The sequence below is a fragment of the Aureimonas sp. ME7 genome (assembly GCF_903970965.1).
Classification (GTDB): Bacteria; Pseudomonadota; Alphaproteobacteria; order Rhizobiales; family Rhizobiaceae; genus Aureimonas.
Window position 1 is genome coordinate 143,339 of record NZ_CAJCKW010000004.1, and the last position, 20,190, is coordinate 163,528.

Consider the following 20,190-nt stretch of genomic DNA (forward strand, 5'->3'; position numbering starts at 1 on the left):
TCAAGTCTCCGATTGCACCTGACGCCCGGCGACCCGCGCCACGAGATGGGGCAGGCTCTCGATCTCGTGGGCCGCGACGTCCCGGTTGCGAGGCAGATCGGCGCTGGCGGAGGGCAGGACGGACTGCCGGAACCCCAGCTTTTCCGCTTCCTTCAGGCGCTGCCCGGCGTGAGCCACCGGACGCACCGAGCCCGACAGGCTGATTTCCCCAAAATACACGCAGTCGGACGGCAAGGGCTGGCCGGAGAGCGAGGACACGAGCGCGGCGGCGACCGCGAGATCGGCCGCCGGCTCCTGGATGCGATAACCGCCCGCGACGTTGAGATAGACGTCGTGCTGGCCGAGGCGCACGCCGCAATGGGCTTCGAGGACGGCAAGCACCATGGCGAGGCGCGGCTGGTCCCAGCCCAGCACCGAGCGACGCGGCGTGCCGAGCGTCGAGGGGGCGACGAGAGCCTGGATCTCGACGAGGACCGGACGCGTGCCCTCCATGCCGGCGAAGACGGCCGCGCCCGGCGCCTGGCCGTTGCGCTCGCCCAGAAAGAGTTCGGATGGGTTCTGAACCTCGCGCAGGCCGATGTCGCTCATCTCGAAGACGCCGATCTCGTCGGTCGGCCCGAAGCGGTTCTTCACCGTGCGCAGGATACGGTAGTGATGGCCGCCTTCGCCCTCGAAATAAAGGACGGCATCGACCATGTGCTCGACGACGCGCGGGCCGGCGATCTGGCCTTCCTTGGTGACGTGGCCGACGAGGATCACGGCTGCGCCGCTGGATTTCGCGTAGCGGATCAGCGCCTGCGACCCGGCGCGAACCTGGGTGACCGTCCCGGGAGCGGACTCGGCCATGTCGGTCCAGACGGTCTGGATCGAATCGATGATGACGAGATCGGGGCGCTTGTCCTGACCGAGCGTCGCCAGGATGTCCTCGATATTGGTCTCGGCCATGAGCTGGACGCTGGTGTCGGCCGCATGGAGCCGCTGGGCGCGAAGACGGACCTGCGCCACCGCTTCTTCGCCTGATACGTAGATGACCTTGTGCCCGCCGCGCGCCAAGGCGGCGGCCGCCTGCATCAGAAGGGTCGACTTGCCGATGCCGGGATCGCCGCCGACAAGGAGCGCCGAGCCGCGCACGAAGCCGCCGCCGGTCACCCGGTCGAGCTCGGCGATGCCGGACACGATACGCGGCGCCTCCTCCGTTTCGCCAGAAAGGGGAAGGAGCGCAGCGGGGCGGCCCTTGCGCTTGGAGCGGATGGGGCCGCCGCCAATGCCGTTGGTGTCGCTTTCCTCGACGATCGTGTTCCACTCGCCGCAGGCTTCGCACTTGCCCTGCCAGCGGTTGAAGACCGAGCCGCAGTTCTGGCAGATGAAGGTAGTCTTGTTCTTGGCCATGCCCGCCGCCGCATCCTGTATCGACCCCTAGATGCCATGCGAACAAAAGGGAAACAAGCGCCGAGCCCCTTCGCGGGTCGGGCAGCACAGCCTTGCGCGGGGTACATGCCAGCCCTGACCGCGCTTCGAGGAACGAGGCTTCCGGGCAGCCGTTCTACCCGGCACCACGCCATGCGCGGCATGCGGACCGGAGCCAGCAGATGACCACGATTTCCGAACTCCTGATCGAAACGCTGGCAGAGGCCGGCGTTCAGCGGATCTGGGGTCTGACTGGCGATAGCCTGAACGCCGTGAACGCCGCGCAGGCGAAGGACGGGCGCATCGCCTTCATGCATGTCCGCCACGAGGAGGCCGCCGCCTTCGCCGCCGGGGCCGAAGCCGCCGCGACGGGCCGGCTCGCCGTGTGCGCGGGTAGCTGCGGCCCCGGCAACCTGCATCTGATCAACGGTCTCTACGACTGCCAGCGCAACCACGTTCCCGTGCTCGCCATCGCCGCGCAGATTCCCTCCAGCGAGATCGGGCTCGGCTACTTCCAGGAGACGCATCCGACCGAACTGTTTCGCGAGTGCAGCCATTTCTGCGAGCTGGTGACGAACCCGAAGCAGATGCCGGAGGTGCTGCATCGCGCCATACGCACGGCCATCGCCCGGAAGGGCGTCGCGGTGATCGTGCTGCCGGGTGACGTGTCGATGCTGGAGATCGAAGGTGCCGCACCGGCGTTCGCACCCCCGATCCCGGCGCGCAAGCTGCCGGACGAGGCGGCGCTGGCGCAGGCCGCGGCGATCCTGAACCTGTCCGAGCGCGTGACCATTCTGGCCGGCGCGGGGACGGCCGGGGCGCACGATGCCGTCGTGGCGCTGGCCGACCGGCTGGCCGCGCCCGTGGTCCATGCCTATCGCGGCAAGGAGCACGTGGAATGGGACAACCCGTTCGATGTGGGGATGACCGGACTGATCGGCTTCTCGTCGGGCTACCATGCGCTGATGGACTGCGACGTCCTTCTGATGCTCGGCACCGACTTTCCCTATCGCAACTTCTATCCCAGGGGCGCCAAGATCATTCAGGTGGACGTTGATCCGAGTGCGCTCGGCCGCCGCGCCGTGCTCGATCTTGCGGTTGAAGCCGACGCGGGCGCGTTCGCCTCCGCTTTGGCGGCGAAGGTCCCGGACGGTCGTGATCGGCGCTTTCTCGACGCCGCACTGGCGCATTATCGCAAGGCGCGTGAGGGGCTGGACGATCTTGCGACACCGCGCGGAGAGGGCAAGCCGCTCCATCCGCAATATGTCGCGCGGCGCGTCAGCGAGATCGCCAGCGACGATGCAGTCTTTACCGCCGATGTCGGCACGCCGTCCGTCTGGGCGGCGCGTTACCTCCAGATGAACGGCAGGCGCCGGCTGATCGGCTCGTTCAATCATGGCTCGATGGCGAACGCGCTGCCCCAAGCGCTGGGAGCGCAGGCGGCCTTTCCGGATCGGCAGGTCGTGTCACTGTCGGGCGACGGCGGGCTGGCGATGCTGATGGGCGAGCTTCTGACGGCGGTGCAGTCTCGCTTGCCTGTGAAGGTCGTCGTCTTCAACAACGGCTCCCTCGGCTTCGTCGAGATGGAGCAAAAGGCGGCCGGCTATCTGCCGACCTATGTCGACCTCCAGAACCCGGACTTCGCGGCGATGGCGGAGACGATCGGCCTCCGCGGCATCCGCGTCACCGATTCGTCGGCTCTGGACGGAGCGCTGCGCGACGCCTTCGCGCATGACGGGCCGGCGCTGGTCGACGTCGTCACCGCGCGCCAGGAACTGTCGCTGCCGCCGAAGATTCAGGCCGAGCAGGCCAAGGGCTTCAGCCTCTACGCGCTTCGGGCGATCATGACCGGGCGCGGCGACGAGATCGTGGAGCTCGCCGAAACCAATCTGTTCCGCTAGTTCGGCCTACTCGTAGCGCTCGGGCAGGTGACTGTCTTCGGCGAGATCCGTGAAGCGCGTGAACTCGGCCTGGAAGGCGAGGGGGACCGAGCCCGTCGGGCCGTGGCGCTGCTTGGCGATGATGACCTCGGCCTTGCCGCGCGCCTCGTTCATGCCCTGCTGCCATTTCAGATGGTCGTCGGTGCCGGGCTTCGGCTCCTTGCTCTGCAGGTAGTATTCCTCGCGGTACACGAAGAGCACGACGTCGGCGTCCTGCTCGATCGAGCCGGATTCGCGAAGATCGGAAAGCTGCGGGCGCTTGTCGTCGCGGTTCTCGACCTGACGCGACAGCTGCGACAAGGCGATGATCGGGACGTGCAGTTCCTTGGCGAGCGCCTTGAGGCCGGTGGTGATCTCGGTGATTTCCTGGACGCGGTTGCCGGACGACTTGGACGAGCCCTGCATCAGCTGGACGTAGTCGATCACCATCACGTCGAGCCCGCGCTGGCGCTTGAGGCGGCGGGCGCGGGCGGCGAGCTGGGCGATCGAGATGCCGCCCGTCTGGTCGATGAAGAGCGGCGCCTTCTGCATCATCTCGGTGCAGGCGACGAGCTTGGAATATTCGGCGTCCGTGATGGAGCCGCGACGGATCTTCGACGAGGACACTTCCGACTGCTCGGAGATGATACGCGTCGCCAGCTGCTCGGCCGACATTTCCAGCGAGAAGAAGCCGACGACGCCGCCGTTCGCCGCCTTGAACGAGCCGTCCGCCTGCTCGGCGGGCTCGTAGGCCGAGGCGATGTTGAAGGCGATGTTGGTGGCAAGCGACGTCTTGCCCATGGCGGGGCGGCCGGCGAGGATGATGAGATCCGAATGCTGGAGGCCGCCGAGGCGCTTGTCCATCTCGCGAATGCCGGTGGAGATGCCCGACAAGCCGCCGTCGCGGTCCTTCGCCGCGCCCGCCATCTCGATGGCCGTGGCCATCGCGTCCTCGAAGGACTGGAAGCCGCCGTCGTAGCGCCCGGTCTCGGCGAGCGAGAACAGCGCCTTTTCAGCCTCCTCGATCTGCTGCTTCGGCTCGGCGTCCACCGGCGCTTCGAAGGCCGAGTTCACCATGTCCTCGCCGATGCGGATCAGCGAGCGGCGTAGCGCCATGTCGTAGATCGCGCGGCCGTAGTCGTTGGTGTTGATGATGGTCGTCGCCTCGGCCGCAAGGCGGGCAAGGTACTGCGCCATCGTCATCTCGCCCACGCGGTCGTTGGCGGCCAGAAACGTCTTCAGCGTCACGGGCGTCGCGATCTTGCCCATGCGGATCATCGTCGAGGCCTTCTCGAAGATCTCGCGGTGGATCGTCTCGAAGAAGTGCTCCGGCTTCAGATAATCGTGGACGATGTAGTAGGCATCGTTGTTGACGAGGATGGCGCCCAGGAGCGCCTGCTCGGCTTCGATATTGGCCGGGGCCTCGCGATAGAGGGGGGACTCCTCCTCGAACTTGCGTGCGGCTTCCGCCATCGCGCGGGTCTCCTCGGACTTGGGTAAAGATTCCTCATACCCGAGATCGTGCGCAAGGGCCACCGATGCGAGCCTCAAAGAGGCGTTACGGCGGGAAAATCGAACGTCCGCTAAGCCGTTCTAGTGGACCGCCGGCATCGGCTCCTGCGGCCGATGAAGGACGCGTGGCGAGGGCGCCTCGCGCGCGCGAAACCGGTTCTCGCCCTCCGCGATGTAGTCCCGCGTGATGGGCAGGGCTTCGACCCGGCGCGTGAGCTGGATCTGGAAGACGACGAGCCCCTGCCAGCGGAAGCCGGCTTCCGCGATGGCGAGATAGAACTCCCACATCCTGCAGAAGCGCTCGTCATAGGTCGAGCGAGCCTCCTGCCGCCGCGCCATGAAGGCTTCGCGCCAGGCGCGGCAGGTTTCGGCGTAATGGAGGCGCAGGACCTCGACATCTGTGACGATCAGCCCTGCCTTCTCGATCGCGGGAAGAATTTCGGACAGGGCGGGCGTGTAGCCGCCGGGGAAGATATGCTTCTCGATGAAGGCGTTGGTGTTGGCGGGCGCGGTGGAGCGGCCGATCGTGTGGAGGAGCATGACGCCGTCGTCCTCCAAGAGGTGCTCGGCCTGCGCGAAGAACGTGTCGTAGAAATCGCGCCCGACATGCTCGAACATGCCGACCGAGACGATCCGGTCGAACCGCTCGTGGATATGGCGATAGTCCTGCAGGCGGAAATGCACGCGGTCGTCGCGGCCGGCGGCGTGCGCGCGCTCGCGCGACAGCGCGAGTTGCTCGTCCGAAAGCGTGATGCCGGTGACGTCCGCCCCCGCGACGTCGGCGAGATACAGGCCCATGCCGCCCCAGCCGCTGCCGATGTCGAGAATGCGCAGGCCCGGCCGCTGGATGTTCAGCTTGGCGGCGATGTGCCGCTTCTTGGCGAGCTGGGCCTCCGAAAGCGTCTGATCGGGCCGCTCGAAATAGGCGCAGGAATATTGCAGGTCTGGGTCGAGGAAGAGCGCGTAGAGCTCGCGCGACAGGTCGTAGTGGTGCTGGACGTTGCGGCGCGAGCGTTTGGGCACGTTGTTCTGCGCGGTGCGCCGGAACAAGAGACGGCCGCGCTCCAGCGCGCGCATCCAGGGCTCGCGCGTCGCGTCCTTTCCGGCGTTCTCGCAGGCGAGGCGCACGAGATCCATGATCGTACCTTCGACCATGTCGAGCTCGCCGTTCATGTAGCATTCGCCGAGTGCCAGCGCCGGGTTGTGCGCGATGATGAGCTCGGCCTTGCGGGATCTGAGGCGCAGGGCGACCCGCTGTCCCGAACCGTCGCCGAAGCGGTGGATACGGCCGTCCGCCGTTTCCAGCTGGAGTTCGCCGTGCTGGAACAGGCGGCGAAGATAGAATGCGAGCAGAGGATACATGCGAAACGCTTCCCCAACGCAGACGAGGCCGCTCGTTCCGGCGGCGATGGGAAAAGATTGGCATGCGTTCACGAAAAAGAAAGGAGCCCGTGATCGCTCACGGGCTCCTTTCCCACAATATTCGTAAGGCTTGCGGACAAAACGTGTCCGCCAGCTCGGGTCAGGCCTGTTCGGCTTCTTCTTCGCCGACGCCTTCCTCGAAGACGTCCTGGTCGTCGGCGACTTCCTCTTCCTCGTCGATGCCGTAGATAGCGTCGGCCGAGGTGAGCTTCTCGCCGCGCGCCTGGCGCTCGGCCTCATCCTGCGAACGGGCGATGTTCACCTCGATCGAGACGTCGACTTCCGAGTGGAGCGCGATCTTAACCTTGTGGATGCCGATCGCCTTGATCGGGAGGTTGAGCTCGACGGCGTTGCGGTTCACCTGGAAACCCTGCTCGCGCAAGATGTCGGCGATGTCGCGCGCCGAGACCGAACCGTAGAGCTGGCCGGTTTCGCCCGCCGAGCGCACGATCACGAGACGCAGGCCGTTGAGCTGGTCGGCAACACCCTGAGCTTCCGTGCGGCGCTCTTCGTTGCGCGCGACGAGCTGGGCCTTCTGGGCCTCGAACTTGGCGCGGTTCGCTTCGTTGGCGCGAAGCGCGCGGCCGGTCGGCAGGAGGTAGTTGCGGGCGTAGCCGTCGCGAACGCGAACGGTGTCGCCGAGGCCGCCGAGACGGGTGATGCGCTCGAGAAGGATGACTTCCATGGGTTTGTTTCCTTGAGGGTTGGAGTTTCAGGTTCGGGTTTCGTCCGCTGTCCGGTTTCGCGCCGTGTCGAAGACGCCGAGAACCAGGAAGGCGAAAAGCGGAAAGGACAGAAGCAGGATCGCGGCGTAGGTCGTGAACAGGAGAAGACCACGGGCCGCGCGCCCACGGGTGCGCCGATGGATGAAGGCGAGGCCGACGAGGGTGAAGGCCATCGCGAAGGCGCCTGTCACGACGGCGCCGAGCGTACCGACAAGACCGGGCAGGAAGGCGAGCGCCAGCGCCACGGCGAAAAGCGGAAGCGCCAGCTTCGGCAGGCCGGCATGGGCGGGGATGTCGTCCTTGGGGCGCGGAAGACGCCCGCTCAGGCGCACGACGGCCACCGATACGTAGAGGCAGGCGACCAGCGTCAGCACCTGGAAGGCCGGCTGCACGAAGGGGATCGCGGCAACGACAAGCCGGACGAACTCCCCGACCTGCTGCGGATCGGCGATCGAGCTGTCGGCCTGCGCGGCGACGGCGGCCGCGACTGCTGCGTCGAGCGCGGCCGGATCGTATCCGATGATGGTGCCGAGCGCGACGCAGGAGGCGGCGGCCAGAAGCACGATGGCCAAAAGCAGGCGCGGCAGGGGATACCAGTCCAGCGCCACAGCGCCTCCGCCATCAATGCGGCCTTCCGCCGGGCGGGCAAGGCCGGCCATGTGCCCGATCAGGGCGGCGGGAAGCGCGGAGCCGAGAAGCATGGTGAGGCCGGCCAGAACCGTGCCCATGAAGGCGGCGATGGCGATGGCGGAGGTGGCGGCTGCAATGAAGCCGGCGCGGCTGCCCCAGCCGAGGCTGGCGATCAGAATGGGGATGGGGGCGGCGAGCGCTAGAACGACCGCTCCCGGCGACTGGGTGACCAGTCCGGCAAACAGGAGCGCCGCGGCCATGCCGGCGACGATTCCGATCGGGAGGGATGCAAGGTTCATGCGGTTCGTTTCGCTGTCCTGCCTTGAGGCAGTTAGGGGACGGGATGCCCCAACTCGGCTGGTGGTCTCCTCCCGTCGGCGCCGAACTTAAGCGGGAAGTAGGAGGCGGCGGGCCGGAACCCGCCGCCGTTCGATTACTTCAGGACGTAGGGCAGGAGGCCCAGGAAGCGGGCGCGCTTGATCGCCTGGGCGAGGGCGCGCTGGTTCTTCTGGGAGACCGCCGTGATGCGGGACGGAACGATCTTGCCGCGCTCGGAAATGTAGCGCTGCAGGAGACGGACGTCCTTGTAGTCGATCTTCGGCGACTCTCCGCTCGCGAACGGGTCGGACTTGCGGCGACGATGGAACGGGCGACGCGTGGGAAGCTGGGCGATGTCGACCATTTAAGCGGCCTCCTCGTTGCGACGGGGGCGATCTTCGCGCGGACGGTCGTCGCGCGGGCGATCGTCGCGGTCACGACGGGGCGGACGGTCGCCGCCGTCGCGGTCGCCGCGACGCGGACGGTCGTCGCGCTTCTGCATCATCGCGGACTGGCCCTCGTCGTGCTCCTCGACGCGGATCGTCAGGTAGCGGAGGATGTCCTCGTTGAAGCGCATCTGGCGCTCCATCTCCTCGACCGCCGCCGAGGGGGCGTCGATGTTGAGGAGCGTGTAGTACGCCTTCCGGTTCTTCTTGATCCGGTAGGTGAGGGTCTTCAGACCCCAATTCTCGACCTTGCCGACCTTGCCGCCATTGGCCTCGATCACGCCGCGGTACTGTTCCACGAGCGCCTCGACCTGCTGGCCGCTGATGTCCTGTCGGGCAAGGAAAACGTGCTCGTAGAGAGCCATGGCGTTTGCCTTTCCTTCGGTTTCGCATGCCCGGCGCCAGCGGCTAAGCCTCTGCGACTCTCCTGGATGGCCTAAAAGGCCGAAGGGGAAAGGCGCTGCAAGTGAGACGGTCGAGAGCGGGAACACGGGAGGTCGAAGAGCCTGGAAATGCCCTCCATCGGCCTGGAAACCAAGCCGTCCTCCGTTCAGCCCCCGGCTGACGGTCGGGCATTGACGGGGCAGGCCATAGCCGAAACGGCATGCGATGGCAAGCCGGCGCATGCACCTCAGTGCCGGCGGCGATCCGCCTCCGTCCCATCGCGCAGGCGACGGGCGATCTCGTCTTCGCTGTCGGGGTGGCCGAGGAAGTTACCCTGACCGCGCAACGGCCCGAACCCGCGCAGCGTCTGCCACTGTTCGGCCGTTTCCACGCCTTCCGCCGTCATCTCGATGCCGAGTTCGTGGCACAGGGCGCGGATGGCGCTCATGACGCCCGGCGCCTCGGAGCCGGCCATCACGCGCTTCGTCAAGGCGCGGTCGACCTTGATGCGTTCGACGCCGAGCGAACGGACGAACGCGAAGTTCGCGCGCCCGGCGCCGAACGAATCGATGACGATCCGAACCCCGATCTCGCGTAGCTGCCGAATGGCGCTTTCGAGTTCGTCGCTCCCCGACAAAGCGGCCTGTTCCGTGATCTCGATCTCGATCCGACCGGGATCGAGACGCGTTTCCGCCAGAACGCGCCGGAGCGCGACGGGTATCTCGTGCGTCTGCAGCGAGACGGTGCGCAAGTTGATCGACAGAACCGGACAGTCCCATCCCGCCCTTGCCAGGCGGGCATAGCCTGGAATCGCGTTGCGGATCACCCAGAGATCGACGAGATGCATCAAGCCGAGCTGTTCGGCGATGGCGATGACCTCGTCCGGCATGATCAGCCGGCCGAGGCGCGCGTTGTGCCAGCGCAGCAGCGTTTCGGCGCCGTGCAGCGCCTGCGTGTCGGCGTCGATCTGGGGCTGGAACACGAGGTCGAAGCCGCCGTTGGCGATCGCCAGGATAAGGTCGGTCTGCAGGAGCCGACGTTCCAGGAGATGCTGCTCCTGGAGCGGTTCGAAGCAGGCGACGCTTCCCCGCCCGGAGCGCTTCACCTCGTAAAGCGCGAGGTCCGCGCAGCGATGGAGCTGATCGCGCGCCAGCCCGTCCGCCGGCCCGGACGCCACGCCGATCGAGCATCCGATCCGAAGTTCCATTCCCTGCACTTCGAAGGGTGCCTGGAGAAGCTTCACCACGCGCTCAGCGACGCGAACGGCCTCCGCCCGGTCGACGCCGGGAACGAGCGCGAAGAATTCGTCGCCGCCGAAGCGGAAGATGTCCGCGCTCGCGCCGATCGCGGCGCGAAGGCGCTCGGCGACCTCGCGCAGGAGCACGTCGCCGATGGCATGGCCATGCAGGTCGTTCACCTGCTTGAAGTGATCGAGGTCGAGCGCGAGGGCATGGACCTCCATCGACCCGTCGGCGAGCCCGGCCTCCACTCCTTCCCATGTGGAATTCAGGAGCGTGCGGTTCCCCAAACCCGTCAGCGGGTCATGGTGCGCAAGAAACTCGATCCGCGCGTTGGCCTGCTTCAAAGGCGTGATGTCGGTGACGCTGACGACCGTCAGGTCCCCGAAGCTCGCGTCCGTCGCGACAGACAACATGACGTGCCGGTCGAGATAAGGACCGGGAATCACCGCCTCGACCTGACCGCCCTGTGCGAGCAGCGCATCGAGGTCGAGGCCGCTGGTGGTCCGCACGCAGTCGGCGAAGCTGGCCGCCTCGTCGCAGCCTTCGAAGAGCCGGCCGGCGGCCTTGTTCATGTATCGGGTCGTGCCGTTCCGCTTTACCAGGACGATGCCCGTCGGAACGTCGTCCAGAATGGCGAGCGCGTCGCGGCCGCCGATCGGATGCTCGGCTTCTCCAGACAGGTTCGCGGCAGCGCGTTCCATACGGTTCATCACTCGATGGTGCTCCCCGACCTTGTTTCGCTTCGATGTTCGGTTGAAATCGTTTGACCGGTCCTGGACCGGGACGAGCGCCCGCTTTCCTCCGAAAGTCGGGGCCGTTCAAGGAATGACGCAACGTAAGCCTTCGGGGGTTGCCTGATCCTTAATGCTGCGGTGCGGATTCGCGTCGAGCCTACGAACTCCGGTTGAAAACCTCCGGCCCGCGCGCCTTGACAGGTCGGGGTCATCTCCCCAAGACCCCCACGCAACGGAAGTCGGAAGGAGCCAGCGATGACGCTTGCAGTCATTTTTCCCGGACAAGGCAGCCAGTCCGTCGGCATGGGACGCGAGCTTGCCGACGAATTCGTTGAAAGCCGCCGCGTCTTCGAGGAGGTCGACGACGCGCTGGGCGAAAAGCTGACCGACGTCATGTGGAACGGGCCGGAGGACCAGCTGACGCTGACCGCCAACGCGCAGCCGGCGCTGATGACGGTTTCGCTTGCCGCCCTGCGCGCGATGGAGGCGAGGGGCTTCGATCTCGGATCCTCCGCAGCCTTCGTCGCCGGCCACTCGCTCGGTGAATATTCGGCGCTCGCGGCCGCCGGTTCGCTATCGATCTCGGATGCTGCGCGGCTCCTGCGCATTCGCGGCGAGGCGATGCAGGCGGCCGTGCCGCTCGGGGAAGGGGCGATGGCGGCGATCCTCGGTCTCGACGCCGATCGGCTTCAGGCGATCTGCGCCGAAGCCGGCCAAGGCGGCGTCTGCCAGATCGCCAACGACAACGGCGGCGGACAGATCGTGATCTCCGGATCGAAGGCGGCGGTCGAGCGCGCGATGGCGGCCGCTACCGAGGCCGGCGCCAAGCGAGCCATTCCGCTTTCGGTCTCTGCGCCGTTCCACAGCGCGTTGATGCAGCCGGCGGCCGAGCGCATGCGTGAGGCTCTGGCTTCGGCCGATCTTGCCGCACCGCAGGTGCCGCTCGTCGCCAACGTCCTCGCTTCCGCCGTTTCGGACCCGGAGGAAATCCGCTCTCGGCTGGTGGAGCAGGTGACCGGGCAGGTCCGCTGGCGCGAAAGCATGGCGTATCTCGCGGACGCGGAGGTCGATCTCCTGTTCGAGGTGGGCAGCGGCAAGGTGCTGGCCGGCCTTGCCAAGCGCATCGATTCGCGCCTTTCGGCACTCAGCATTGGAAAGCCGGCCGATATCGAACCGGCGCTGGCGCGGCTTGGCTGAGATCGCTACGAAGACCGATCGATATAAGGAATCCGTGAGATGTTCGATCTGACCGGCCGAAAGGCCCTCGTTACCGGCGCCAGCGGCGGAATCGGCGAGGCGATCGCCCGCACCCTCTACGGCGCGGGCGCGACCGTCGGCCTGCACGGCACGCGGCGCGAGAAGCTCGACGAACTGGCCGGCGAGCTCGGCGAGCGGGCCCATGTGTTCCCGGCCGATCTCGGCAGCCGGGATGGGCAAAAGTCGCTGGCCGAGGCCGCCGAGGCCGGTCTCGACGGCGTCGACATCCTCGTCAACAACGCGGGGATTACCAAGGACGGCCTGTTCGTGCGCATGTCGGACGACGACTGGGACCGCGTGATCGAGGTCGACCTGACCGCCGTGTTCCGCCTGACGCGCGGCCTGACGCACCAGATGATGCGCCGCCGCTACGGGCGCATCGTCAACATCACCTCGATCGTCGGCGTGACCGGCAACCCGGGGCAGACGAACTATTGCGCCGCCAAGGCCGGGATGATCGGCTTCTCCAAGTCGCTGGCGCAGGAGATCGCCTCGCGCAACGTGACCGTCAACTGCATCGCGCCGGGCTTCATCCAGAGCGCGATGACGGGCAAGCTGAACGAGAAGCAGACCGAGGCGATCATGGGCGCGATTCCGATGAAGCGCATGGGTCAGGCCGCCGAGATCGCGTCCGCCGCGCTTTATCTCGCCTCGGAGGAGGCGTCCTACGTCACCGGCCAGACGCTGCACGTCAACGGCGGCATGGCGATGATCTGAAGCTCTTGAGCTTGGCCCGGGCATGAACGGCATGCTAAGGGCCGGGCTTCGCCGAAATCCGTTGGCCTTTGCGCTGCAGCAAAAGCCGGAGGGGAACAACGACGACCGGGTAATGCTTGATTAACGCGGCACCGGCGTCTAACGAAACGGCGAAAGCCATCGCAACAGAGGAATGACCATGAGCGATACCGCTGAACGGGTGAAGAAGATCGTCGTCGAACACCTGGGCGTCGAGCAGGAGAAGGTGACGGACAACGCTTCGTTCATCGACGACCTGGGCGCGGACAGCCTCGACACGGTCGAGCTCGTCATGGCTTTCGAGGAAGAGTTCGGCGTCGAGATCCCGGACGATGCCGCCGAGACGATCCTCACCGTGGGTGACGCGGTGAAGTTCATCGAGAAGAACCAGGCCTGACGCGCTGGCGGGCGCGCCCGCCTTTGTATGAAGAGTTCGGAATGAGACGAGTCGTCATTACGGGCGTCGGCATGGTCAGCCCCCTCGGGGCCGGTGTCGACGCAACCTGGAAGCGTCTTCTGGAGGGCCGCAGCGCGGCCGCCCGGATCGAGAACTTCGAGGTTGCCGACCTGCCTTGCCAAATCGCCTGCCAGATCCCGCGTGGAGACGGCACGGACGGCACGTTCAATCCCGACCTTTGGATGGAGCCGAAGGAGCAGCGCAAGGTGGACGATTTCATCGTCTACGCCGTGGCTGCCGCGGCCGAAGCGCTCGACGATGCCGACTGGCATCCCGAGACCTACGACGATCAGATCGCCTCCGGCGTTCTGATCGGCTCGGGGATCGGAGGCCTTCAGGGCATCGAGCGCAACTCCCTGATCCTGGCGGAGAAGGGGCCCCGCCGCATCAGCCCGTTCTTCATTCCCGGCAGTCTGATCAATCTGGCCTCCGGCCACGTGTCGATCCGCAACGGGTTGAAGGGGCCGAACCATTCGGTCGTCACCGCCTGTTCCACCGGCGCCCACGCGATCGGCGACGCCGCGCGCCTGATCATGCTGGGCGACGCCGAGGTGATGGTCGCGGGCGGCGCCGAATCGCCGGTCTGCCGCATCTCGATGGCCGGCTTTGCCGCCTGCCGCGCCTTGTCCACGAGCTACAACGACGATCCGACCGCCGGATCGCGCCCTTACGACAAGGGCCGCGACGGGTTCGTGATGGGCGAGGGCGCGGGCATCGTCGTGCTCGAGGAACTCGAACACGCGCAGAAGCGCGGCGCGCGGATCTATGCCGAGCTCGTCGGCTACGGCCTGTCGGGCGACGCCTACCACATCACCGCTCCGGCCGAGGACGGCGACGGCGCTTATCGCTGCATGAGCGCCGCTCTCAAGCGCGCCGGCATCACGCCCGACCAGATCGATTACATCAACGCCCATGGAACTTCGACGCCGCTCGGCGACGAGATCGAGCTTCGCGCGATCGAGCGGGTTCTGGGCAGTGCCGCTTCGACGATCAGCATGTCGTCCACCAAGTCGGCGATTGGGCATCTGCTGGGTGCCGCCGGTTCGGTCGAGGCGATCTTCTCGGCGCTGGCCATTCGCGACAACGTCGCCCCGCCGACGCTCAACCTCAACGACCCCTCGGTGGAAACGCCGATCGACCTCGTGCCTCTCGTCAAGCGCGAGAAGCCGATCGATATCGCGCTGTCGAACTCGTTCGGCTTCGGCGGCACCAACGCCTCGCTCGTTCTGCGCCGCTTTGCGGCGTAGGCTTCGGTCTTTCGCCACATTCGGATGATGGTTGCTGGGTTCGCGATGGGGCGGTGACCCTCGTTCCCGCCGCGAGCTCGATAAGGCATGCCGTCGATGTCGCCATGCGAGGCGGCGTCCGGCCGAAGAACACAGGAGACGCCCGCGTGACGATCGGTCCCGACGAACGGTTCGAGACGGCGCCCGACGCGGGTGACGGGCGCCGCAAGAAACCCAAGCGGCGTTCGCGCCACGCGCGCAACGGCCTCGTCATCTTCCTGAGCTGGATGTTCTCGCTGGCGCTGATCGCGGTGATCGGTGCCGGGTTCCTTCTCTACTGGGGGCAGCAGCAGTTCGACGGTCGCGGTCCGCTGGAAGCCGACGCCACCTATCTCGTTCAACGCGGCGCGGGCGTCGCCAACATCGCGGACGGGCTGGAGCGGGCCGGCATCGTCAGCAATGCGCGCGTGTTCGAATATGGCGTCCGGCTCAACAAAGGTGGCCCGGACCTGAAGGCTGGCGAATATGCCTTCGCCCCCGGCGCCAGCATGCGCGACGTGTTGGACACGCTGCGCAGCGGTAATTCCATCCTTCATGCCGTCACCATCCCCGAGGGGTGGACGGTCCAGCAGATCTACGCACGTCTCGCCGGCGACCAGGTGCTGGAAGGGGATATGCCGGCAATGGTTGCCGAAGGGTCGCTCCTGCCTGAGACCTACCGTTTCACGCGCGGCATGACCCGCGCGCAGATGGTCGATCAGATGAAGGACGCGCAGTCGAAGCTGGTGCAGGAAATCTGGGATGGGCGGCAGGACGGATTGCCGGTGCGCGATATCGGCGAGTTCGTCACGCTCGCGTCCATCGTCGAGAAGGAAACCGGCATCGCCTCCGAACGGCCCCACGTCGCCTCGGTCTTCGTCAACCGGCTTCGCGACGGAATGCGCCTTCAGTCCGATCCGACCATCATCTATGGCATCTGGGGCGGGGCGGGGAAACCGGCGAACGAGCCGATCCGCCAGTCCCATATCGCCGGCGAAACACCCTACAACACCTATGTGATCCGCGGCCTGCCGCCGGGACCGATCGCCAATCCGGGGCGCGCCTCGCTGGAGGCGGTGGCCCATCCGCTCGACACGCGGGATCTCTACTTCGTCGCCGACGGCACCGGAGGCCATGCCTTCGCCGCGACGCTGAACGAGCACAACGCCAATGTGCGCCGCTACCGACAGATCGAGCGGGACGCGGCCGCCGCGCGCGCACAGACGCCGGCCGACCCCGCTGCGACGCCCACTCCTTGAACGAAGCACGCTGCGACGCGGAAAGGACGAGCGAATGCCCGTGACCAGCATGACGGGCTTCGCTCGTGCCGACGGCGTGACGGGCGAGGAGACGCTCGCCTGGGAACTGCGCTCGGTGAACGGCAAGGGGCTGGAGGTGCGGCTGCGGCTGCCCCAGGGCCTGGAAGGCCTCGAGGCCGATGTTCGGCGCATGGTCGCCGGCCGCCTGTCGCGCGGCAACGTCCAGGTTTCGCTGAGCGCCCGCCGGGGCGAAGCTGCGGCACCCCCGTTCACCATCAATCGCGAGATGCTCGATGCGGTGCTGCGCTTGTCTGACGAGCTCGTTCGCGGCGGACACGCGACGCCTCCATCCGCCGATGGACTGCTGGCGCTGCGCGGCGTGATCGACGTCGTCGAAACGCCGCCGACGACGGAGGCGCTTGCCGCGCGAAGCCGCGACGCGCTCGCGCTTCTTGATGTGGCGCTCGACGGACTGGTCGATTCCCGCCGAACGGAAGGGGCGCAGCTCGAAGCGATCCTCCGGCAGCGGATCGACGAGATCGAAGCGCTGACGATGCGCGCGGAAGCGGATCCCAACGGGAGTCTCGGTGTAATCCGCGAGCGCATGGCGCGGCAGGTGGCCGACCTTCTCCAAGCGTCTCCATCGCTCGACCCCGCTCGGCTCCACGCAGAAGCGGCGTTGATCGCCACGCGCGCCGATATCCGCGAGGAACTCGATCGGCTGCATGCCCATGTCGCGGCAGCGCGCGATCTCCTGACCGGCGGCGGGCCGATCGGGCGACGGCTGGACTTTCTGGCGCAGGAATTTAACCGCGAATCGAATACGCTCTGCTCGAAGTCCAATGCGGCTTCGCTGACGGCGATCGGGCTGGAGCTCAAGGTCGTCGTAGATCAGTTTCGCGAACAGGTACAAAATCTCGAATGAAGCCGCTGTCCGACACCGACTCGCAAGTTCAGATCGCCCGTCGCGGCTTGATGCTGGTGATCTCCTCGCCATCGGGCGCCGGCAAGTCGACGATCGCCCGCAACCTTCTGGAGCTCGACCAGCGCTTCTCGCTCTCCGTCAGCGTGACGACGCGCACTCGGCGGCCGAGCGAGATCGACGGCGTGCATTATCACTTCATCTCGCGGGACGAGTTCTTCCGCCTGCGCGACGGGGATGCGCTTCTGGAATGGGCCGAGGTTCACGGCAACCTCTACGGCACGCCGCGCGCGGCCGCCGAAAAGGCGATGCGCGAAGGGCGCGACATGCTCTTCGACATCGACTGGCAGGGCGCCCTACAACTGCAGGAGCAGGCCAAGGCCGACATCGTGTCGATCTTCATCCTGCCGCCGTCCATGCAGGAGCTGAAGTCGCGCCTCCTCCGGCGTGCTGAGGATTCGGACGCCACGATCGCCATGCGCCTGCGCAATGCCAAGGTCGAGATCGAGCGCTGGCGGGACTACGAATACGTGGTGGTCAACGACGATCTGAACAACGCCTTCTCGGCGGTTCTCTCCATCGTCAACGCCGAGCGCCTTCGCCGCGATCGCCGCCCCGGTCTGTTCGACTTCACGTCGAGCCTTCTGGAACAAGCGTCGAAGGATCTCGACCAGTTGGGCAGCGCTTAAGCGAGGGCGTTGGCGAGCGCCACGAATTCCGCGACATCCAGCGTTTCTGCCCGGCGCCTGGCGTCGATACCGACCCGCTCCAGCAAGGCTTCGCCGCCCAACGGCTTGAGGCTTTGGCGCAGCATCTTGCGGCGCTGGCCGAAGGCGGCCGCCGTCACCGCTTCGAGCTTTGCGAGATCGACGGGCAGGGGATCCTCGCGCGGGCGCAGCTGCACAATCGCGGAGGTGACTTTCGGCGGCGGGGTGAAGGCCTCGCGCGACACATCGAAGAGGATTTCCGCCTCCGTCCGCCAGCCGCACAGGACGCCGAGGCGCCCGTAATGGTCGTCGTCGGCACCGGCCACGATGCGCTCGGCGACCTCCTTCTGGAACATCAACGTCAGATCCGTCCAGCGCGGCGGCCATTCGGGAACGGTGATCCAGTTCAGGAGAAGCTGCGTGCCGACATTGTAGGGCAGGTTGGCGACGATCTTGAACGGGCCGTCGCAGAGCGAGGACGGATCGATCCGCAGCGCGTCGCCCTCGATCACCTGGAGGCGACCGGGATAGTGCTTGGCGATCTCGGCAAGCGCCGGCAGGCAGCGCGCGTCCTTCTCGATGGCGACGACGCGAGCGGCTCCGTGCGCCAGGAGCGCCCGGGTCAGGCCGCCGGGGCCGGGACCGACCTCGATCACCGTCTGCCCTTCGAGCGGCAATGCCTGACGCGCGATGCGGCCCGTCAGGTTCAGGTCTAGGAGGAAGTTCTGGCCGAGCGCGCGGCGCGGGTCGAGCCCGTGCGCTTCCAGCACCTGCCGGAGCGGTGGCAGACCGTCGAAGGCGACCATCAGACGGTGGGCGCGATGTCGGCGCCGACCGCGCCGATGCTGGCCATACGCCCCGCCAGCCGAAGGGCGGCGATGAAGCTGTTGGGCCGCGCGGCGCCGGTCCCCGCGAGGTCGGCCGCCGTGCCGTGGTCGGGCGAGGTGCGGATGATCGGGAGCCCGAGCGTGACGTTGACCGTCTCGTCGAAAGCCAGTGTCTTCGCCGGGATCAGCGCCTGATCGTGGTACATGCAAAGGGCGACGTCGTATCGGCTGCGCGCTTCCGGATGGAACATCGTGTCGCCCGGCAGTGGGCCGGAGACGTCGAAGCCTTCGGTGCGCAGGATCTCGATCGCCGGGCGGATCACCGTCTCGTCCTCTTGGCCGATCGCGCCCTTCTCGCCGGCATGCGGGTTGAGACCCGATACGGCCAAGCGGGGCCGCGAGAGGCCGAACCGCTCGGCAAGGTCACGCGCGACGATGCGAGCGGTGGAAAGGATCAGCTCCTGCGTCAGCGCGCGCGGAACCTCGACGAGGGGTATGTGGATCGTGACGGGAACGCAGGAAAGCTCCGGCCCTGTCAGGAGCATCACAGGCTGAGACGGGTGCCCCGTCAGTGCGGTGCAAAGCTCGGCGAGATATTCGGTATGGCCGGGGTGGCGAAAGCCCGCGTCGTAGAGCGCCTTCTTGTCGATCGGATTGGTGACGAGCGCGCTGGCCGCGCCTTCGAGCACCAGCCGGGTCGCCCGGTCGATCGCCTCGATCGTGCCCGCCGCGTTGGCCGGGTCGGGGCGCCCGGGAGCCTCGCCGTGCGGATTGACGAGCGGGAGAACGGCGAGGCTTTCACGATCGGACGACGTTTCGGACGGCGCGCCGATGGTTCGGATCGCAATGTCGAGACCGAGGCGCTCTGCGCGACGCGCCACCATCTCGGGGTCGGCGAGGAGGAAGAATTCCGGAAGCCCCAGGCTTTCGCGTTTGGCGAAGGCTGCGAGCGTGATGTCGATGCCGACGCCGGACGGTTCTCCCGCGGTGACGGCGAGCGGAGGGCCTTCGGGGGAGGAACTCACCGTCAGCGCCGGACGATCGTCGCCTTCTTCTTCAATTCGGCAAGGAAGTCCTTGTCGGGCTCCTTCTTGCCCATGGCTTCCAGGTCCTTTTCTTGGAACACCATCGCCGCCGTCTGATCATCCGACACGGTGCGCGTGTCGCAGATGCCGATCAGCTCGACGCCGCGCTCGGTCGCCTGCGGCTTGGTCGCGCGGCCTCTGGAGGATTCCATGATGTCCTTCTTCCAGCGCGGCGGAAGCTCTGGCTCGGCGACGCGGCCGAGGTCGCGGACGGTGACGTCGCGCAGGCCCTTGGCCGTCTCGTAAGTGGCCGGGCAGCTGGTGAAGCGCTGGCGCAGGCTGTTGGCTTCCGCCATCCGGCGGTCGAGCTGGGCGCCGCGCTTGTCGTTGGGTACGACGAAGATGACCTGCTGCAGCGTGTATTCCGTGGTCTTCGGCTTTTGGCCGCCCTGGCTCAGCATGCGCTGCACCACGTCCTGTTCGGACAGGCGATCGCGCTGGCGAACGTTGGCGACCACGGCCTGGCCCCAGCCCATCTGGACGCGGATATAATCCTTGAAGGCCTTTTCCGAGAAGCCGGCCTGGCCGAGAACCTGGGACAGCTGAGCGACCGTCAGCTTGTTGCTTTTGGCGAAGTTCCCGAAGGCCTCGTCCACCGCCGCGTCCGGGATGGCGATGCGGCGACGGGCGATCTCCTGCCGCTTCAGCATCTCGTCGATCAGCTCGTCCGTCGCCGCCTCGTTGCCGCCGGCCATGCGGCGGAGCTTGAGGAAGGCGGCGCGCTGCTGGATCTGGTAGGAGGTGATCGGCTGCTTGTTGACGACGACCTTCACTTCGGAGGCGGCCGAGGCCGCCGTGGAAAGAGCGGCGGTCGTCACGGTCGCCGCCGGAATCGCGAGGAAGGAACAGACAGCCAGACGGGCGGCGAAGGAACGTGCGATCATGGCCTCTCGAAACTCCCGGTCGGGGCGAGGTGCCCGAACGAACCTGTCAATTCC

The 20,190-nt window shown here is 66.8% G+C and carries 19 protein-coding genes; 8 read left to right on the top strand and 11 right to left on the bottom strand.

The window, feature by feature from the left end:
- Nucleotides 1-1,389, bottom strand: coding sequence for a DNA repair protein RadA (gene radA / locus H7A85_RS09450; RefSeq protein ID WP_182085681.1), 1,389 nt, complete (start codon nt 1,387-1,389; stop codon nt 1-3).
- 200 nt (nt 1,390-1,589) lie between these two features.
- On the opposite strand from radA, the gene poxB reads away from it, so the two are divergent.
- Entirely contained in the window at nt 1,590-3,308 is a 1,719-nt protein-coding gene (poxB, locus tag H7A85_RS09455; RefSeq protein WP_182085682.1) for a ubiquinone-dependent pyruvate dehydrogenase, read from the top strand.
- Nucleotides 3,309-3,314: 6 nt separating this feature from the next.
- Here the strand turns inward: poxB and H7A85_RS09460 are convergent, their stop codons facing one another.
- The 7 genes from H7A85_RS09460 to H7A85_RS09490 form a co-directional block, all read right to left on the bottom strand.
- Nucleotides 3,315-4,799: a replicative DNA helicase gene (locus tag H7A85_RS09460; protein WP_182085683.1), complete on the bottom strand. Its 1,485-nt coding sequence runs from the start codon at nt 4,797-4,799 to the stop codon at nt 3,315-3,317.
- Nucleotides 4,800-4,919: 120 nt separating this feature from the next.
- Nucleotides 4,920-6,200: a cyclopropane-fatty-acyl-phospholipid synthase family protein gene (locus H7A85_RS09465; protein ID WP_182085684.1), complete on the bottom strand. Its 1,281-nt coding sequence runs from the start codon at nt 6,198-6,200 to the stop codon at nt 4,920-4,922.
- A 160-nt stretch (nt 6,201-6,360) separates the two neighbouring features.
- Complete coding sequence (gene rplI / locus H7A85_RS09470) at nt 6,361-6,945, bottom strand: 50S ribosomal protein L9 (protein WP_182085685.1); 585 nt, start codon at nt 6,943-6,945, stop codon at nt 6,361-6,363.
- A 27-nt stretch (nt 6,946-6,972) separates the two neighbouring features.
- Entirely contained in the window at nt 6,973-7,914 is a 942-nt protein-coding gene (locus tag H7A85_RS09475; RefSeq protein WP_182085686.1) for a hypothetical protein, read from the bottom strand.
- Nucleotides 7,915-8,048: 134 nt separating this feature from the next.
- Nucleotides 8,049-8,297: a 30S ribosomal protein S18 gene (rpsR, locus tag H7A85_RS09480; protein ID WP_062011642.1), complete on the bottom strand. Its 249-nt coding sequence runs from the start codon at nt 8,295-8,297 to the stop codon at nt 8,049-8,051.
- Nucleotides 8,298-8,744, bottom strand: a complete 447-nt coding sequence (gene rpsF, locus H7A85_RS09485) for a 30S ribosomal protein S6 (RefSeq protein WP_182085687.1) — start codon at nt 8,742-8,744, stop codon at nt 8,298-8,300.
- A gap of 266 nt (nt 8,745-9,010) precedes the next feature.
- Entirely contained in the window at nt 9,011-10,714 is a 1,704-nt protein-coding gene (locus H7A85_RS09490; protein WP_182085688.1) for an EAL domain-containing protein, read from the bottom strand.
- 279 nt (nt 10,715-10,993) lie between these two features.
- Here H7A85_RS09490 and fabD point away from each other — a divergent pair, with 279 nt between their 5' ends.
- The 7 genes from fabD to gmk all read left to right on the top strand — a co-directional run bounded on the left by fabD (nt 10,994) and on the right by gmk (nt 17,322).
- Nucleotides 10,994-11,935, top strand: coding sequence for an ACP S-malonyltransferase (gene fabD, locus H7A85_RS09495; protein WP_182085689.1), 942 nt, complete (start codon nt 10,994-10,996; stop codon nt 11,933-11,935).
- Between the two features lie 39 nt (nt 11,936-11,974).
- Entirely contained in the window at nt 11,975-12,712 is a 738-nt protein-coding gene (gene fabG / locus H7A85_RS09500) for a 3-oxoacyl-[acyl-carrier-protein] reductase (RefSeq protein ID WP_182085690.1), read from the top strand.
- Nucleotides 12,713-12,890: 178 nt separating this feature from the next.
- Complete coding sequence (locus H7A85_RS09505) at nt 12,891-13,127, top strand: acyl carrier protein (protein WP_009209380.1); 237 nt, start codon at nt 12,891-12,893, stop codon at nt 13,125-13,127.
- Nucleotides 13,128-13,168: 41 nt separating this feature from the next.
- Nucleotides 13,169-14,434, top strand: a complete 1,266-nt coding sequence (gene fabF, locus H7A85_RS09510) for a beta-ketoacyl-ACP synthase II (protein ID WP_182085691.1) — start codon at nt 13,169-13,171, stop codon at nt 14,432-14,434.
- A gap of 152 nt (nt 14,435-14,586) precedes the next feature.
- Nucleotides 14,587-15,711, top strand: a complete 1,125-nt coding sequence (gene mltG, locus H7A85_RS09515) for an endolytic transglycosylase MltG (protein WP_244631092.1) — start codon at nt 14,587-14,589, stop codon at nt 15,709-15,711.
- A gap of 34 nt (nt 15,712-15,745) precedes the next feature.
- Nucleotides 15,746-16,636 carry a YicC/YloC family endoribonuclease gene (locus H7A85_RS09520; protein WP_182085692.1) on the top strand — a complete coding sequence of 297 codons (891 nt, stop codon included), beginning with the start codon at nt 15,746-15,748 and terminating at the stop codon, nt 16,634-16,636.
- Nucleotides 16,633-17,322 carry a guanylate kinase gene (gene gmk, locus H7A85_RS09525; RefSeq protein ID WP_182085693.1) on the top strand — a complete coding sequence of 230 codons (690 nt, stop codon included), beginning with the start codon at nt 16,633-16,635 and terminating at the stop codon, nt 17,320-17,322. The genes H7A85_RS09520 and gmk overlap by 4 nt, the downstream gene beginning before the upstream one ends.
- Here gmk and rsmA read toward each other — a convergent pair.
- Genes rsmA through H7A85_RS09540 form a run of 3 tightly spaced genes read right to left on the bottom strand, consistent with a single transcriptional unit; the run spans nt 17,319 to nt 20,136 of the window.
- Nucleotides 17,319-18,146, bottom strand: a complete 828-nt coding sequence (gene rsmA / locus H7A85_RS09530; protein ID WP_182085694.1) for a 16S rRNA (adenine(1518)-N(6)/adenine(1519)-N(6))-dimethyltransferase RsmA — start codon at nt 18,144-18,146, stop codon at nt 17,319-17,321. The genes gmk and rsmA overlap by 4 nt on opposite strands.
- Nucleotides 18,146-19,192 carry a 4-hydroxythreonine-4-phosphate dehydrogenase PdxA gene (gene pdxA, locus H7A85_RS09535; protein ID WP_182085695.1) on the bottom strand — a complete coding sequence of 349 codons (1,047 nt, stop codon included), beginning with the start codon at nt 19,190-19,192 and terminating at the stop codon, nt 18,146-18,148. Before pdxA ends, rsmA begins: the two co-directional genes overlap by 1 nt.
- 2 nt (nt 19,193-19,194) lie before the next feature.
- Nucleotides 19,195-20,136 carry a peptidylprolyl isomerase gene (locus H7A85_RS09540; protein WP_182085696.1) on the bottom strand — a complete coding sequence of 314 codons (942 nt, stop codon included), beginning with the start codon at nt 20,134-20,136 and terminating at the stop codon, nt 19,195-19,197.
- Nucleotides 20,137-20,190 lie beyond the last annotated feature (54 nt).

Bases quoted from the DNA above. Each gene is read 5' to 3' on its own strand.
- radA (WP_182085681.1), bottom strand. From the start codon at position 1,389: ATGGCCAAGAACAAGACTACCTTCATCTGCCAGAACTGCGGCTCGGTC.
- poxB (WP_182085682.1), top strand. From the start codon at position 1,590: ATGACCACGATTTCCGAACTCCTGATCGAAACGCTGGCAGAGGCCGGC.
- H7A85_RS09460 (WP_182085683.1), bottom strand. From the start codon at position 4,799: ATGGCGGAAGCCGCACGCAAGTTCGAGGAGGAGTCCCCCCTCTATCGC.
- H7A85_RS09465 (WP_182085684.1), bottom strand. From the start codon at position 6,200: ATGTATCCTCTGCTCGCATTCTATCTTCGCCGCCTGTTCCAGCACGGC.
- rplI (WP_182085685.1), bottom strand. From the start codon at position 6,945: ATGGAAGTCATCCTTCTCGAGCGCATCACCCGTCTCGGCGGCCTCGGC.
- H7A85_RS09475 (WP_182085686.1), bottom strand. From the start codon at position 7,914: ATGAACCTTGCATCCCTCCCGATCGGAATCGTCGCCGGCATGGCCGCG.
- rpsR (WP_062011642.1), bottom strand. From the start codon at position 8,297: ATGGTCGACATCGCCCAGCTTCCCACGCGTCGCCCGTTCCATCGTCGC.
- rpsF (WP_182085687.1), bottom strand. From the start codon at position 8,744: ATGGCTCTCTACGAGCACGTTTTCCTTGCCCGACAGGACATCAGCGGC.
- H7A85_RS09490 (WP_182085688.1), bottom strand. From the start codon at position 10,714: ATGAACCGTATGGAACGCGCTGCCGCGAACCTGTCTGGAGAAGCCGAG.
- fabD (WP_182085689.1), top strand. From the start codon at position 10,994: ATGACGCTTGCAGTCATTTTTCCCGGACAAGGCAGCCAGTCCGTCGGC.
- fabG (WP_182085690.1), top strand. From the start codon at position 11,975: ATGTTCGATCTGACCGGCCGAAAGGCCCTCGTTACCGGCGCCAGCGGC.
- H7A85_RS09505 (WP_009209380.1), top strand. From the start codon at position 12,891: ATGAGCGATACCGCTGAACGGGTGAAGAAGATCGTCGTCGAACACCTG.
- fabF (WP_182085691.1), top strand. From the start codon at position 13,169: ATGAGACGAGTCGTCATTACGGGCGTCGGCATGGTCAGCCCCCTCGGG.
- H7A85_RS09520 (WP_182085692.1), top strand. From the start codon at position 15,746: ATGCCCGTGACCAGCATGACGGGCTTCGCTCGTGCCGACGGCGTGACG.
- gmk (WP_182085693.1), top strand. From the start codon at position 16,633: ATGAAGCCGCTGTCCGACACCGACTCGCAAGTTCAGATCGCCCGTCGC.
- rsmA (WP_182085694.1), bottom strand. From the start codon at position 18,146: ATGGTCGCCTTCGACGGTCTGCCACCGCTCCGGCAGGTGCTGGAAGCG.
- H7A85_RS09540 (WP_182085696.1), bottom strand. From the start codon at position 20,136: ATGATCGCACGTTCCTTCGCCGCCCGTCTGGCTGTCTGTTCCTTCCTC.